The sequence below is a fragment of the Streptomyces sp. NPDC088261 genome, from assembly GCF_044740805.1.
GTDB lineage: Bacteria > Actinomycetota > Actinomycetes > Streptomycetales > Streptomycetaceae > Streptomyces.
In genome coordinates, this window is the sequence record NZ_JBIURL010000008.1 from 43,785 (window position 1) to 58,653 (window position 14,869).

A 14,869-nucleotide genomic window follows, 5' to 3' on the forward strand; every position below is an offset into this window, starting at 1 on the left:
CCGCCCCTTCTGTGACGACCCCTTCTGTGACGACCGAGGAGACAGCAGTGTTGTGGCAGGACATCACGATCGCCGGGACGGGTGCCTGGGTACCGCCCGTCAAGCCCGAACAGGACCCGTGGGACGGCCCGGCCACCGGGCCTCCCTCCCTGCTGGCGCTCAACGGATTCACCTCGGCCGCCGTCTCGACGGACAGCACGGCGACGCAGATGGCGGCCCGGGCGGCGCTCAAGGCGCTGCGCCACGCGGACGTCGTCGGTGCCGACCTGAGCCTGCTCGCGCACGCCGGGTTCCAGGACGGGGACCACTACACGCCCGCGGCCTATCTGACGCGGGTGCTCGGGGGGCGGGACACCGCCTGGATCGAGGTCGGTGGCGCCAGTGACGGCGGGGCCGCCGCGCTCGTCACCGCCGCCGAACACCTCACCGCCCGGCCGGACGCGAAGGCCGCGCTGGTCACGACCGGTGTCCGGTTCCCGGACGAACGGTGGGGCTATGCGAGGGAGTTGGGTTATGTGGCGGGGGACGCGGGCGCCGCCGCCGTCCTCACCCGGGGGACGGGTTTCGCCCGCCTCGTGGCGACCGCCCACGCCACGGAACCGCAACTGGAGGCGCAGACCAGGGCCCGGCAGGGGTACACCGGCGCCGCCCGGCGGTTCCCCGTCGAGGAGACCGGGTTCCTGCCCCACATCGACGTACTGCGACGGGCGACCCACCGCTGCGTCGAGACCGTTCTCGACGAGGCCGGGCTGAAGGCGGCGGACGTCTCGCACGTGGTGCCCATCGCGATCGGGTCGGTCGTGCTCGACCTGCTGCTCAGCGGGTCACCGCTCGGTCTCCGTGCCGACGACACCAGTTGGACCTACGGCCGGCATCTCGGGCACGCCGGTCCGTCCGACATCCTGCTCGCCCTCGACCGGTCGTTCCGTACCGGCACGTTACGAGCCGGTGACCGGGTCCTCGTCGTCAGTTTCGGGGTCGGTTTCCGGTGGACCACGGCGCTGCTGGAGATCACCCGCGATCCGTCGGCGCGGCGGCCGGTCGCTCGCCGACGGCCGGTCACTCACCGACAGAAGGAAGTTGTCCATGGCTGACACGAGTACGGCGACCGCCGCGTCCGTCCCGCTCGCTCCGCGGGCCCTGCCGCTGCTGGGCCACGCGCTGCCCCTGCTCCGCGATCCGCTGGCGTTCGTCATGTCGCTGTCCGGGTACCGGCAGATGGTCCGGGTCCGGCTGGGCCCCAGCACCGCCGTGATGATCTGCGATCCGGCCCTGACCCGTCAGGTGTTCCTGAACGACCGCGTCTTCGACAAGGGCGGCCCGATCTACGACCGGATCCGCGAGGTCATCGGCGACGGCCTGTCCACCTGCGCGTACCCCCTGCACCGGCGGCAACGGCGGCTGTGCCAGCCGGCGTTCCACCCCTCCCGGCTGCCCGGGTACGGGGCGGTGTTCGCGAGGGCGGCCGAACTGAAGACGGGAACCTGGCGCGACGGCGACGTCCTGGACATCACCCAGGAGATGATGACGCTGACGACGCGGGGCACGATGGAGACGATCTTCAGCGGTGCGCTGCCGGCGGAGACCATGCGGCAGGCCCTGGCCGACACCGCCACCATCGTCAGCGCGTTCTTCCGCCGGATGATGACGCCCGCTCTGCTGCGCCGGGTGCCGACCCGGCAGAAACGCCGGTACGACCGGGCCCGTGAGCGGCTGGCGGCCACCATCTCGGAGATCATCGCCGAGCGGCGCGCGGATCCGACCGACCACGCCGACCTGCTCTCCACGCTGGTCGCGGCGGTCGACGAGGAGAGCCAGGACGGCCAGAAGCAGCTGAGCGACGCCGAACTGGCGGACGAGGCCCTCACGTTCTTCCTCGGCGGGATGGAGACCACGGCCATCACCCTGGCCTGGGCGCTGCACCTGCTGGCCACGCACCCGGACGTCCAGCAGCGCCTCCAGGCCGAGACCGACACCGTACTGAACGGGGAGAGGCTCGATCCCGCGCACCTGCCCTCGCTCGGGCTGGCCACCCGCGTGGTGACCGAGGCGCTGCGGCTGTATCCGCCCGCCTGGATGATGACCCGCGTCCTGAGGGAGGACGCCGAACTCGGCGGGGTACGGCTCAAGGGCGGCAGCACCATCGTGCTGAGCCCGTACCTCCTGCACCGCAGGGCCGACCTCTACGCCGATCCCGACCGGTTCGACCCGGACCGCTGGCTCGGGGCCCCGCCCGACCGGGCTGCCTACATCCCGTTCGGCGCCGGTGCCCGCAAGTGCATCGGGGACCAGTTCGCGCTGAGCGAGGCGATCCTGGCGCTCACCGCGATCGTCGCCCGCTGGGAGGTGTCGCCGGTCGGCGAGGAGCCGTTCCGGCCGAAGGTGGAGACCAGCCTGAGTTCGCGCGGGCTGAGTCTGCGGCTGGGTGAGCGGCCGGCGGGAGGCGGGGCCGGACTCCGTACGGCCGTACCGCGCCCGGTCTCCGAGCAGCCGTCCGCACAGCCGTCCACGCAGCCGCCCGCCCCGGCGTCCGGTCAGCCCTCGGCCCCGCCGTCCACGCAGCCGGGCGTCACCGCCTGCCCGGTGCCCCACCAGGAGTGATGCCGTGAAGCCTCACCTGAAGCCGCTGGTGAAGCGGCTTCTCTCCGCCCGGCGGGTCGGCGTGCCCGGCGCGGCCCCGGCCGACACCCTGCGCGCGCCGTACCTTCCCTACCCGGACGGCTGGTTCTGCCTGGCCTTCACCGACGAGGTGCGGCGCGGGTCCGTCGTCACCCGTCCGCTCGCGGGCGCGGAGGTCGTCCTGTACCGGACGGCCAGGGGCGTGCTGCGGGCCGTCCGGCCCCGCTGCCCCCACCTGGGCGCGCATCTGGGTGTCGGCGGGTCGGTCGAGGGCGAGAACCTCGTCTGCCCCTTCCACCGCTTCGCGTTCGACCCGGCCGGTGCCTGTGTGCGTACGGGGTACGACAGGCCGCCGCCGAAGGCGTCACTGGCGCAGTACCCGGTGTGCGAGGCCAACGGCGCGGTCTACGTGTGGTGGCACGCCCTCGGGCTGCCCCCGCGGTGGGAGGTCCCGGTCCTCCCCCTGGACGACCGGCAGCCGTTCAGCCACGACACCTTCGACCTCGCCGGTCACCCGCAGGACGTCATCGAGAACGCGTTCGACTGGGGGCACCTGCCGGCCCTGCACGGTCTCAAGGGCCTCGACATCGAGGGCGTACCGGTGGCCGGGGAACCGGTCAGTACGGTCACCGCGACGGCGCGCGGCACGATGATGCGCGGGTTCCGCCAGTCGTACTCGCTCACGGTGATCGGGCTGGCCACCATCGCGGCGCAGACGGCCCTGCCCCGGGGCGCGGGCCACCTCTACGTGATGCTCCACGCGACGGCGACCGGCCCGGGACGCATCCAGCTCCGGTTCGGTACGAAGCTGGAGCTGACGGGCGTCCCCGGGGTGCCGGAGCGGATCGGGCGCGCGGCGGCGATGCCCGCCGCCCGGCTCCTCAGCACGGTCCTCCAGCGGGTGGCGCGCGTCGACACCGGCGCCGACCTGCTGATGTGGCACCACCAGGAGCACGTCGAGCGGCCGAAGCTCGCCCAGGGCGACGGTCCGATCGGCCGGTACCGGCAGTGGGCGAGGCAGTTCTACACGGAAGCCACGGACGGCTCGGCGGCCCCGCGACCCGCCCTGACCGAGATGAGCCGCGCGGAGGAGTGAGTGCCGGCGACGACGGGCGGGGACCGAAGGAGAGGCGACATGACAGCGGAGAGCGGTACGCCCGGCGCCGGGCCGCGACTGGCGGTGCTGGGAGCCGGGGTGATGGGGTCGGGCATCGCCGCGCTGGCGGTCGGGCACGGGATGGCGGTGTCGCTGGTCGACCTGGACCGGCGCCGGCTGGCCGACGCTCCGGCGCGGATCGGTCACCTGGTGCGGACGGCGCGGCTGTTGGGCGCGCTGCCGGACGGGGCCGTTCCCGGCGCCCTGGTCACGGGCCTGTCGCTCGCCGACCTGGTGACGGGCGGCGACATGGCCCCCACCGCGGTGATCGAGGCGGTCACGGAGGACGCCGACGCCAAGGCGAAGGTCCTCGGGGACGTGTCCGCGCTGGTCGCGCCGGGCACGCCGATCATCTCGAACACGTCGGCGATCCCCATCGACGAGCTGGCCCGGGCGACCGTACGGCCGGGGGATCTGATCGGCACCCACTTCATGAACCCGCCCTACCTGATCCGGACGGTCGAGGTCATCCGGGGTACGCACACCGGCGAGGCGACCCTGGACGCGCTGCGGGCCCTGCTCGCGGCGCTGGGCAGGCAGCCGATCGTGGTCAACGACGCGCCCGGTTTTGTCACCAGCCGGATCCTGCACCCCATGATCAACGACGCGGTCCGGGTGGTGGCGGCGGGGACGGCGAGCGCCGAGTCGGTCGACCGGCTCATGCAGGGGTGCCTCGGTCATCCGACGGGCCCGCTGCGCACCGCCGACCTCATCGGGCTGGACAACCTGGCCGACTCGCTGTGGGTGCTGCACCGCAGGACCGGCGACGAAGGGTGCCGCCCCTGCGACCTGCTGCTGGAGATGGTGCGGGCCGGCCACCTCGGCCGCAAGAGCGGGCGCGGCTTCTACGAGTATGAGGGAGAACAAGCATGACCACGTCATCCGACCGGCAGGCGCCGGAACCCGTCGGCGACCCCGGCGTCGTCCAGGCGGACCTGCTGCGGTTCCTGGCGAACCGTACGGGGCGGGCCTGGACGGCCGACACGGACGTCTTCGGCTCCGGTGGGCTGTCCTCGCTCTTCGCCATGGAGATGGTGGTGCACCTGGAGAGGACGTACGGCGTCTCCATCCGCGGCGGCGACCTGCGGATGGAGAACTTCCGTACGGTGCTCCGGATGTCCGCGCTGGTCGAACGGCTCCGGCAGCGGCCGGCCCCCGGCGGCCCCGGTGCGTGAAGCCGTCGCCGCGGCGGCCTCGGCGGTCACCGGGCTGGTCGGCGACCGGGCGTCCGGCTGGGACAGGGCGGGCCGGCTGCCCGAGGACGTCGTACGGAAACTGGGGGCGGCCGGGCACCTCACCGCGCAGGTCCCGGCGCGGTACGGCGGACCGGGGTGGAGCAGCGCGGACAGCGGCGAGTTCACCGCCCACGTGGGCAGTCTGTGCGGTTCGCTGCGGAGCGTCATGACCTCGCAGGGCATGGCCGCGTGGGCCGTCGAGCGGCTCGGTGACCCGGCGCAGGCGGCGGACCTGCTGCCGCGGCTGGCCTCGGGCGGCACGGCGGCGGTGGCCTTCAGCGAACCGGAGGCGGGCAGTGACCTGTCGGCCGTCGCGACCACGGTCACCGCCGACGGGGACGGCCTGTCGCTGACCGGCCGCAAGTCGTGGGTGACCGCGGCGGAGTACGCCGATCTCTTCCTGGTCGTCGCGCGGATGGACGAGGGGGCTGCGGTGGCGGTGGTGCCCAGGACCGCCCCGGGGGTCACGGTGCGGCGGGTCGCCGATCCCCTGGGCTGCCGGGCGGCCGGGCACGCGGACGTCCGGTTCGACGCGGTGCGGCTGCCGCCCGGCAGCCTGCTCGGTGGCGGGCGGCAGCCGCTGCCCCTGCTCGTGACGACGGCTCTGGCCTACGGCCGGATCTCCGTCGCCTGGGGGTGTGTGGGGATCCTGCGGGCCTGCGTGGCGGCGGCCGTCGGCCACGCCCGGTCCCGGCAGCAGTTCGGCCGGGCGCTGGGGCGCCACCAGCTCGTCGCCCGGCACCTGGCCGACCTGTGGGCCGCCGAGCAGGTCGCCACCCGGGCCTGCGAGTACGCCAGCCGTCGCTGGGACGAGAAAGCCGCCGACCTGGTCACCGCCGTCGTGCTGGCGAAGTACGTCAGCGCCGGGCACGCGGCCAGGGGCGCGGCGGCGGCCGTCCAGGTGCTCGCGTCGGCAGGGGCCCGGGACGGGCACGCCGTCGCGCGGGCGTACCGCGACGCCAAGCTGATGGAAATCATCGAGGGCAGCAACGAGATGTGCCAGCTGATCCTCGCCGACCACGCGCTCGGCCGGCCGTGATCCCGGCCGTGATCTCGCCCGGCGACCTCACCCGTAACCTCCGCAAAGGGAGCCGAAGTTGAGCGACACCGCCCCGGCGGTCCCGCCCGTGGCCGTGAAGTGCCTGGTCTGGGATCTCGACAACACACTGTGGCAGGGCACGCTGCTGGAGGACGAGGAGGTCGTCCTGTCCGAAGCGGTCCGCGCGGTGGTCGCCGGGCTGGACGCGCGCGGCGTGCTCCAGTCGGTGTGCAGCAGGAACGACCACGACCTCGCCTGGGCCCGGCTGGAGGCGCTCGGCGTCGCCGGCTACTTCGTCGTGCCGGAGATCGGCTGGGGGCGCAAGTCCGACGCCGTCCGCCGTATCACCGACCGGCTGGACTTCGCCCCCGGCACCGTCGCCTTCATCGACGACCAGCCGGCGGAGCGGGCGGAGGTCGCCCACCACCTCCCGGAGGTGCGCTGCTACCGGGCGGAGGACGCCGCGACGCTGCTCGGCCTGCCCGAGTTCAGCCCGGGGCGGGTGACCGCCGACGCGCGAGAGCGGAGGAAGAGGTACCAGGCCGGCTTCCGGCGCACGGAGGAACAGGCCCGGTTCACCGGCTCGCACGACGACTTCCTCCGCTCGCTGGACCTGGTGACGCGCATCGGGCGGGCCACGGAGGACGAGCTGTCACGGGTCGAGGAACTGACGCTGCGCACCAGCCAGATGAACGCGACCGGGGTCCACTACCCGGACGCCGTGCTGCGCCCCCTCCTCGCCCGGCCCGGCTACGAGGTCCTGGTCACGACGGTCTCCGACCGCTTCGGGCCGCACGGCGCGGTGGGTGTGCTGCTGCTCAGGAAGTACGCGGAGGCGTGGCACCTCAAGCTGCTCGCCACCTCGTGCCGGGTGGTGGCGTTCGGCACCGGCACGGTCATCCTGAACTGGCTGGCGGACCAGGCCGCCCGGGCCGGTGTCCACCTGCTGGCGGACTTCCGGGCCACCGACCGCAACCGGATGATGGAGATCGCCTACCGGTTCGCGGGTTTCGACGAGCGGCCGTGTGACTGCCGGGGCGCGGTCCCGGACGCTCCCGGCGCGGACGTCCAGCTGCTGCACCTCGTCCCGGAGCGGCGGGACGCCCCCACGACGGTCCGGCTGATCGCTCCGGACCTCGGCGGCGGGGCGGCGGTCACCTCCGGCGGACGAGAGTGATGCCGTCCGCCATCGGGAGCATGCAGAGGTCCACCCGCCGGTCGTCCCGGATCCTGGCGTTCAGCTCGCGGACACCGGCGGTGTCCGCGTCCACGGCGAGGAGGTCGATGACCCGGCCGAAGAAGAGCGTGTTGTCCACCACCACGAGCCCGCCCGGCCGCACGAGCCGCAGGGCCAGTTCGTAGTACCGCGGATAATTCGCTTTGTCGGCGTCGATGAAAACCAGGCCGAAGCGGCCGGACAAACCGTCGGCGAGCATGTCCTCCAGCGTTTTCGCCGCGTCACCGATACGCACATCGATGCGCCCGGACATTCCCGCCCGCCGCCAATACGCGGCACCGATCTCGGGCCACCTTTCACTGATGTCACAGGTGACCAGCCGGCCGTGCGGCGGAAGGGCGCGCGCCATGCACAGCGTGCTGTATCCGGTGAAGGTGCCGATCTCCAGCACGTCCGTGACCCCGGTCGCCGCGACCAGGAACGCGAGGAACTGTCCCTCCTCGGCCATGACCTGCATCGCTTCACCGGCGGGCAGCTCCGCGGTCGTACGGCGCAGCTCGCGCAGGATCTCGTCCTCCCTGAGCGAGAATTCCCGCACATAGGCAAGGAGATCAGGACCGGCCGCGATCTGATTCGCCATGTCAAAAACCGTAGAGGGTCATCCACCGCGATTCAATGGCGCGTTTTCGCACCACCGCGGGGTGATACGCGCCCCCCGCCTCCCGGTTCACGCGCGGGGGTCCAGGCGTTCGCCGCGCAGGACGGCCACACGGCGGTACAGCTCCGCCGCCTCGGCGTTCCTGCCCAGCTGTTCCAGGCAGTGCGCCTCGTCGCCGCGGCTGGTCAGGGTGTCCGGGTGGGACGCGCCCAGGACGCGTTCCCGGGCGACGGCGACCTGACGGTAACCGGCCAGCGCGTCCTCCCAGCGACCCAGCCAGCCCAGGCCGACGGCGACCTCCCGGCGGCTCACCAGCGTGTCGGGGTGGTCGGGGCCGAGGACCCGCTCGCGGATCGCCCAGACCTCCCGGGCCTCCCGCAGCGCCTCCTCCCAGCGCGCGAGCCGCCCGAGGTTCACCCCGACGCCGTGCCGCGCCCGCAGCGTCTCCGGGTCGGCCCCGCCGCTCACCCGCCTGAGGTCGTCCACCAGCGCGCGGTAGAGCGCCAGCGCCTCCGTGTCGCGCCCGAGGCGGCCCAGGCAGATGCCGACCTCGTAGCGCGCCGCGAGGGTGTCCGCGTGGTCGGGACCGAGGGCCCGCGCCCGCGCCGCCTCGACCTCGCGGTAGCTGCCGAGCGCTTCCGCCCAGCGCCCCAACAGCCCCAGGGTGCGGGCCACTTCGCAGCGCGTGGCGAGCGTGTCGGGGTGCGTGGTGCCGAGGACGCGGGCCCGGACCCGTACCACCTCCCTGGCGAGCTGGTACGCGTCCTCCAGCCGGCCCAGCCTGCTCAGGTTGCCCGCCAGGTGGTGACGGCACCGCAGGGTGTCCGGGTGCTCGTCGCCCTTCGCGCGTTCGTGGGCGGCGAGCACCGAGGCGTACAGGTCGTGGGCCTCGAAGTGCCGGCCGAGCCGCCCCAGCGCGTACGCCGTCTCCTGGCGCGCCGCGAGGGTGTCGGGATGGTCGGGGCCGAGCGCGCGCTCGCGGCCCTCCGTGACACTCCCGAACTCGCGCAGCGCCTCCGCAGTGCGTCCCGTACCGCTCAGGGCGAGCCCGATCTCGTACCGGCTGGCGAGGGTGTCGGGGTGGTCGGGCCCGAGGGCCTGGGCGCGTTCGGCGGCGACGTCGCGGTGGGTCTCCTCGGCCTCCGCCCAGCGGCCCGCGCGGCCCAGGCGCACCCCGGCGTCGTGGCGGCCGGCCAGGACGGCGAGGCGCTCGGGCGACGGGCCCAGGGCGTGGGGCTCGTACGTCCGGCCGGTGAGGAGCGCGGGGTGCGGGCCGGCCGGGCCGGTCCATCCGCCGGTCAGGGTCGTGGGGTCGGGCAGCGGCGACGGCAGGACGGTCGTCCCGGTCGCCTTGTGCCCGGTGGTCATGCCCCGGGTCCAGGACGGCAGCGGGGCCTCGCCGGGGAGCCGGGGGCCGGAGTCGTACGCCTGACCCGTCCCGTACCCGAGGCTGTGCCGCCCCCGTCCGCGGTCGTGCCCGGCGCCCGGTGCGTACGCCACCGCGAGGCCCTGTCCGCCGCTTCCCGCGCCGAGCCGCCGCCGCAGGTCGCCCGCGTCCGCCGGCCGTTCGTCCGGGGTCTTCGCCAGCAGGTCGAGGACGATCCGCTCGAAGAACACGGGCAGTTCGGGCCGGTGCGCGCGCGGCGGCTCGGGCACGGTGTCCCGGTGCCCAACGAGCACCGACCAGGCGTCCTCCAGGTCGAACGGCGGTGCCCCCGTGGCGAGTTCGTACAGCACACAGCCCAGCGAGTACAGGTCGGAGCGGTGGTCTATGTCGCCCGCGCCGATCTGCTCCGGCGACATGTAGTGCGGCGTCCCCATCGCGACGCCCGTACCGGTGAGTTGGGAGGTCTGTTCGAGGTCGCGGCCCAGCCTGGCAATGCCGAAGTCGCAGATCTTCACCGTGCCGTCGGTGAGCCGCATGATGTTCGCGGGCTTCAAGTCGCGGTGGATGATGCCCTGTTCATGAGTGTACGCGAGGGCGTCCGCGACCTGCTCCGCGATGTCGACGACCTCGGCCACCGGCAGCGGACCGCGCTTGTTGTCCTCCAGGAGCTGGCCCAGGTCCCGGCCCTCCAGCAGCTCCATCACCAGGTAGAGCACACCGTCGTGTTCACCGAAGTCGTGGACGACCGTGACCCCGCGGTGCTGGAGCGCCGCCGCGACCCTGGCCTCGCGCCGGAACCGCTCGCGCATGACCCGCCCGGCGGCGTCGCCCTGCGGGGGACCCACCGGCTTGAGGCACTTGACCGCGACGCGCCGCCCGAGCGACTCGTCACGCGCGCGCCACACCTCGCCCATGCCCCCGCGCCCGATCAGTTCGAGCAGCCGGTACCGGCCCTGGATCAGCCTGGTGTCCGCCATCGCGTGCTGTCGCCCCCGTCGCCTCGCCGCGCCCTCCCCGGCCCGTACCCCAGTATGGCCGCCCGGCCGAGTGGTGTGTACGGGGACGGGCCGTGTGACGGAACCGTGTCACGCCGCCCCGCGCGCCGACCACAACGTCGCGCGGGCCGATCACGAGGTCGCGCAGACTGATCACGGCGTCGCGCCGGCCGATCACGGCGTCCCGCGGGCCGATCGCCTCGGTCCGCCGGCCGGTCACGGAGAATCCGGGGCGGCCCGGAGGACGGCGCCTTCCGTTTCGCCGGGCGGACGCGCGCTCGGCGTAGCACGATGGCAGCATGCTGCTGGCACCGCTCGCCCGCGTCTCCCGGGAGGTCGCCGAGACCTCGGCGCGCTCCCGGAAGATCTCCCTGCTGGCCGGACTCTTCCGTACGGCCGGTCCCCAGGACGTGCCCGTCGTCATCCCCTACCTGGCCGGACGGCTCCCCCAGGGCCGGATCGGGATCGGCTGGAACGCGCTCAAGGACCCGCCGCCGCCGGCCGGCCGGGCCACCCTCACCGTCCACCACGTCGACGACACCTTCACCGCCCTCGCGGCCGTGTCCGGGCCCGGCTCGCAGGCCGAGCGGCGGCGGCTGGTGCAGGAGCTGCTGGGGGCGGCCACCGGGGAGGAGCAGCGCTTCCTCGTGGGGCTGATCTCCGGCGAGGTACGGCAGGGCGCGCTGGACGCGGTCGCCGTGGAGGCGCTGGCCGAGACCTCGGGCGCGGCGGCGGGCGCCGTGCGGCGGGCCGTGATGCTGGCCGGTTCGCTCCAGCACGTGGCGGAGCGGCTGCTGGCGGAGGGCCCGCACGTGCTGGAGGAGTTCCTGCTGACCGTGGGCCGGCCGGTGCTGCCGATGCTGGCGCAGAGCGCGGCGGACGTGGCCGAGGCGATCGGCCGGTTCGGGGCGTGCGCCGTGGAGGAGAAGCTGGACGGGATCCGGGTGCAGGTGCACCGCGACGGCGGGACGGTACGGATCTTCACCCGCACGCTCGACGACATCACCGACCGGCTGCCCGAGGTGGTGGACATCGCGGCCACGCTGGACGGCGACGGTTTTGTGCTGGACGGGGAGGTCATCGCGCTGGACGAGCGGGGCAGGCCCCGGCCGTTCCAGGAGATCGCGAGCCGGGTCGGGTCACGGACGGACGTGGCGACCGCGGCGACGGCGGTGCCGGTCTCCCCCGTCTTCTTCGACATCCTGTCGCTCGACGGCGAGGATCTCCTCGACCTGACGTTCGCGGAACGCCACGAGGCGCTGGCGCGGCTGGTCCCCGAGCCGATGCGGGTACGGAGGATCGTGGTGCCGGGTACGGAGGGGCGCGGCGGGGACACCGCGCAGGCGCGGGCCGGGGACGCCGAGGCGTTCCTGGCGGACACCATGGCGCGGGGCCACGAGGGGGTTGTGGTGAAGGCGCTGGACACCCCGTACAGCGCGGGCAGGCGTGGGGCGGGGTGGGTGAAGGTCAAGCCGGTCCACACGCTGGACCTCGTCGTGCTGGCCGCCGAGTGGGGGCACGGCCGGCGCACCGGGAAGCTGTCGAACCTGCACCTGGGGGCGCGCCGGGAGGACGGGTCGTTCGTCATGCTCGGCAAGACGTTCAAGGGGCTGACGGACGTGATGCTGGAGTGGCAGACCGGCCGGCTGCGCGAGCTGGCGGTGCGGGACGACGGCTTCACCGTGACCGTACGGCCCGAGCTGGTCGTCGAGATCGCGTACGACGGGCTCCAGCGGTCGTCCCGCTATCCGGCGGGGGTGACGCTGCGGTTCGCGCGGGTGGTCCGGTACCGCGAGGACAAGCGGGCGGCGGACGCCGACACGGTGGAGACCGTGCTGGCCGCCCACAGCCACGAATGAGCGGTCCGCCGGCGACGAGGGGCCGGCCGGGGTGAGCGGTCCGCCGGTCCACGAGCGGCCGGCCGGGGAGAGTGAGGGCCCGGGACCGGTGACGGCCGGTCCCGGGCCGCGCGGCTACTGAGCGGTGCCGCGCGGGACGACCGACGAGAGAACCGTCGGAAGCGAGCGCCAGTCCGCGGAGATCAGGCTGGCGTTCTTACCCGCCAGCAGGGACAGCCGATCCCGGGCCTGCTGCTCGGTGGGGTTGGAGCCGTCGATGGCGGGCGCCACGTTGTGGGCGTCCGTCATCAGGACGAAGTAGTGGCGCTGGTTGTACCAGGCGGTGTCGATGCCGCCCGCGACCCACGCGGAGGCGTCACCGTCGAAGAAGACGAACCACGGGCGGATCGAGGCGTCCGCGTAGCGGGTGCGCGGGTCGCCGGCCGCGACGTTGTGCACGGCGGGGAAGGCCGTGGCCTCGCCCAGCCGGCCGGCCGCCTTGAGGTCGCGGAGGTGGGTGGCGTACTCCCGGTCGGTCCACAGCGTGTCGAAGGGGTTCTGCTCCTCGACCGTGCCGGGGATCAGCTCGATGATGAACTTGCCCGCCAGCTGCGCGCGGGTGGGCCAGGCGCCGGCCTGGGACGCCTCGTCGAGAGTGGCGCGGCTGCCGACCAGGTCGCCCGGGCGGTAGACGGCGTCGCCGAGCTTGCTGCTGACGAGCGCGTCGAAGGCGGCGGGGCCGCGGCCCGCCGAGCCCAGGAAGCCGTCCTTCATCTCGACCTTGAGGACGATGGGGCGGTGGCCGGGGTTGGCGTTGTGCCACGTTCTGAGGTCGGTGAGGCAGCCGCCCAGGTCGCGGTTCTGGGTGTTGGTCCGCAGCTGCGCGACGGTGGTGGCGTTCGCGCAGTTGTTGTTGCTGACCGGGCTGTCGTGCGACACGCGCCAGGAGGCACCGAACACGTTGGTCCACACGTCGAGTTCGAGCATCCCCGCGCCCGAGTCCAGGGCGTCGGCGAAGTACGGGAACGTCGTCTTGACGTAGGCGTTGTGCACACCGACCCCGGTGGTGGAGGAGTACGGCAGCTGACCGGTGTCGGCCGCCTGGGCCGAGGTGGTGACGAGGGCGAGCAGCGCGACGGCGCCGGCGGCCACCGTCGTACGAAGGAGCTTTGCCATAGTCCCTGATCCTCCTGGAGCGCATGTGTGGGGCATGTCAACCGAGGAGGAGCGTAGGGGAGTTCAGTGACGTACGGGGGGACGCGAGCTTACGGCTGCGATCACCCGGGCGACGCGCGGGAGACCAACACACCGCGCCCTCGGCCGGGGCCCCACACGCCGCTGCCCCGACCGAGGGCGCGGCCGGGGTAGCGGGGTTCGAGCTCAGCTGTACGCGGAAGTTCAGCTGTACGAAGAGCCGGTCACGCGCGACCGCCACTCGTGCGAAGGGGCGGGCGGCATGCTGACGCTTCGTCATGTCCACACCTCCTTGGAGGACTTGCTCCAAGGAGGGTGTCTCCGGGGAGGACCTACTTCTTGACGGAGTAGGAGTGCGCTCCCACACCGGCGAGGGCGCCGCCGTCGACGATCAGGTACTCGTCGCGCTGGGGCGTGCCCGCGAAGAAGTTCTCCAGGATCTCGCGCGTACCCGCGGCGTAGCGGGCCTGGGCGGAGAGCGAGGAGCCCGAGATGTGCGGGGTCATGCCGTGGTTCGGCATGGTCCGCCAGGGGTGGTCGGCCGGGGCGGGCTGCGGGTACCACACGTCGCCCGCGTAGCCGGCGAGCTGGCCGCTCTCCAGGGCGCGTACGATCGCGTCGCGGTCGGTGATCTTCGCCCGCGCGGTGTTGATGAGGTACGTGCCGCGCTTCATCTTGGAGAGCAGCTCGTCGCCGAACAGGCCCTCGGTCTCCGGGTGAAGGGGCGCGTTGATGGTGACGACGTCGCAGTGCGGGACCATGGCCTCGGCGCTCTCGTGCCAGGTCAGGTTCAGCTCCTGCTCGACGGCCTCCGGGAGACGGTGGCGGTCGGTGTAGTGCAGGCCGACGTCGAAGGGGGCGAGGCGGCGCAGCACCGCGAGGCCGATGCGGCCGGCGGCGACGGTGCCGACCTGCATGCCCTCCAGGTCGTACGAGCGGGCGACGGCGTCGGCGATGTTCCAGCCGCCGTCCAGCACGATCTTGTTGGACGGCAGGTAGTTGCGTACCAGGCCCAGCGTCATCATCACGACGTGCTCGGCGACGCTGATGCTGTTGCAGTACGTGACCTCGGCGACGGTCACACCCTTGGCGATGGCCGCGTCGAGGTCGACGTGGTCGGAACCGATGCCGGCCGTGATGGCGAGCTTCAGGTTCTTGGCCTTCGCGATGCGCTCGGCCGTCAGGTACGCCGGCCAGAACGGCTGCGAGATGACGATGTCCGCGTCGACGAGCTCCTGGTCGAAGACCGAACCGTCGCGGTCCTTGTCGGAGGTGACGACCAGGGTGTGGCCCTGGGACTCCAGGTAGCCGCGCAGGCCCAGTTCGCCGGAGACACTGCCGAGGAGGTGACCGGGGGTGAAGTCGATTCCCTGAGGAGTGGGCGCCGTCTGACCGCCGGGGTAGCTCTCGATCTTCGGGATGTCGTCACGCGCGTACGTCTTCGGGTACCCGTCGATCGGGTCGTCGTACAGCACACACAGCACCTTTGCCATGATGGCGGCTCCTCATCGTTCGGTGCGGGAAGATGTCTAAGAGCATCCTCCTGACCAGCGACGACGGCAAAGCGAAAG

The 14,869-nt window shown here is 73.1% G+C and carries 12 protein-coding genes; 8 read left to right on the forward strand and 4 right to left on the reverse strand.

The window, feature by feature from the left end; translation table 11 throughout:
• Positions 1-47 precede the first annotated feature (47 nt).
• Genes ACIODU_RS17310 through ACIODU_RS17340 form a run of 7 tightly spaced genes read left to right on the forward strand, consistent with a single transcriptional unit; the run spans position 48 to position 7,226 of the window.
• Positions 48-1,094 carry a 3-oxoacyl-[acyl-carrier-protein] synthase III C-terminal domain-containing protein gene (locus ACIODU_RS17310; RefSeq protein ID WP_401768328.1) on the forward strand — a complete coding sequence of 349 codons (1,047 nt, stop codon included), beginning with the start codon at positions 48-50 and terminating at the stop codon, positions 1,092-1,094.
• Complete coding sequence (locus tag ACIODU_RS17315; RefSeq protein WP_401768330.1) at positions 1,087-2,601, forward strand: cytochrome P450; 1,515 nt, start codon at positions 1,087-1,089, stop codon at positions 2,599-2,601. The genes ACIODU_RS17310 and ACIODU_RS17315 overlap by 8 nt, the downstream gene beginning before the upstream one ends.
• A gap of 4 nt (positions 2,602-2,605) precedes the next feature.
• Positions 2,606-3,715: a Rieske 2Fe-2S domain-containing protein gene (locus tag ACIODU_RS17320; protein WP_401768332.1), complete on the forward strand. Its 1,110-nt coding sequence runs from the start codon at positions 2,606-2,608 to the stop codon at positions 3,713-3,715.
• A 39-nt stretch (positions 3,716-3,754) separates the two neighbouring features.
• Positions 3,755-4,648, forward strand: coding sequence for a 3-hydroxyacyl-CoA dehydrogenase family protein (locus ACIODU_RS17325; protein WP_401768334.1), 894 nt, complete (start codon positions 3,755-3,757; stop codon positions 4,646-4,648).
• Entirely contained in the window at positions 4,645-4,950 is a 306-nt protein-coding gene (locus tag ACIODU_RS17330) for an acyl carrier protein (RefSeq protein WP_401768336.1), read from the forward strand. The genes ACIODU_RS17325 and ACIODU_RS17330 overlap by 4 nt, the downstream gene beginning before the upstream one ends.
• Positions 4,943-6,049, forward strand: coding sequence for an acyl-CoA dehydrogenase family protein (locus ACIODU_RS17335; RefSeq protein WP_401768338.1), 1,107 nt, complete (start codon positions 4,943-4,945; stop codon positions 6,047-6,049). Before ACIODU_RS17330 ends, ACIODU_RS17335 begins: the two co-directional genes overlap by 8 nt.
• A 58-nt stretch (positions 6,050-6,107) precedes the next feature.
• Complete coding sequence (locus tag ACIODU_RS17340; protein WP_401768340.1) at positions 6,108-7,226, forward strand: HAD-IIIC family phosphatase; 1,119 nt, start codon at positions 6,108-6,110, stop codon at positions 7,224-7,226.
• On the opposite strand, the gene ACIODU_RS17345 is transcribed toward ACIODU_RS17340, so the two are convergent.
• Both ACIODU_RS17345 and ACIODU_RS17350 read right to left on the reverse strand, forming a co-directional pair.
• Positions 7,204-7,866: an O-methyltransferase gene (locus ACIODU_RS17345; RefSeq protein WP_401768342.1), complete on the reverse strand. Its 663-nt coding sequence runs from the start codon at positions 7,864-7,866 to the stop codon at positions 7,204-7,206. The two genes, ACIODU_RS17340 and ACIODU_RS17345, sit on opposite strands and share 23 nt — an antisense overlap.
• A gap of 87 nt (positions 7,867-7,953) precedes the next feature.
• Positions 7,954-10,248, reverse strand: a complete 2,295-nt coding sequence (locus ACIODU_RS17350; RefSeq protein ID WP_401768344.1) for a tetratricopeptide repeat protein — start codon at positions 10,246-10,248, stop codon at positions 7,954-7,956.
• Between the two features lie 317 nt (positions 10,249-10,565).
• Here ACIODU_RS17350 and ACIODU_RS17355 point away from each other — a divergent pair, with 317 nt between their 5' ends.
• Positions 10,566-12,125 (forward strand): ATP-dependent DNA ligase, encoded by a 1,560-nt coding sequence (locus tag ACIODU_RS17355; RefSeq protein ID WP_401768346.1) that lies wholly within the window; start codon positions 10,566-10,568, stop codon positions 12,123-12,125.
• A gap of 114 nt (positions 12,126-12,239) precedes the next feature.
• On the opposite strand, the gene ACIODU_RS17360 is transcribed toward ACIODU_RS17355, so the two are convergent.
• Both ACIODU_RS17360 and ACIODU_RS17365 read right to left on the reverse strand, forming a co-directional pair.
• Positions 12,240-13,280, reverse strand: a complete 1,041-nt coding sequence (locus ACIODU_RS17360; RefSeq protein WP_401768348.1) for a phosphatidylinositol-specific phospholipase C domain-containing protein — start codon at positions 13,278-13,280, stop codon at positions 12,240-12,242.
• Positions 13,281-13,630: 350 nt separating this feature from the next.
• Positions 13,631-14,791: an NAD-dependent formate dehydrogenase gene (locus tag ACIODU_RS17365; protein ID WP_161310431.1), complete on the reverse strand. Its 1,161-nt coding sequence runs from the start codon at positions 14,789-14,791 to the stop codon at positions 13,631-13,633.
• Positions 14,792-14,869: the final 78 nt, after the last annotated feature.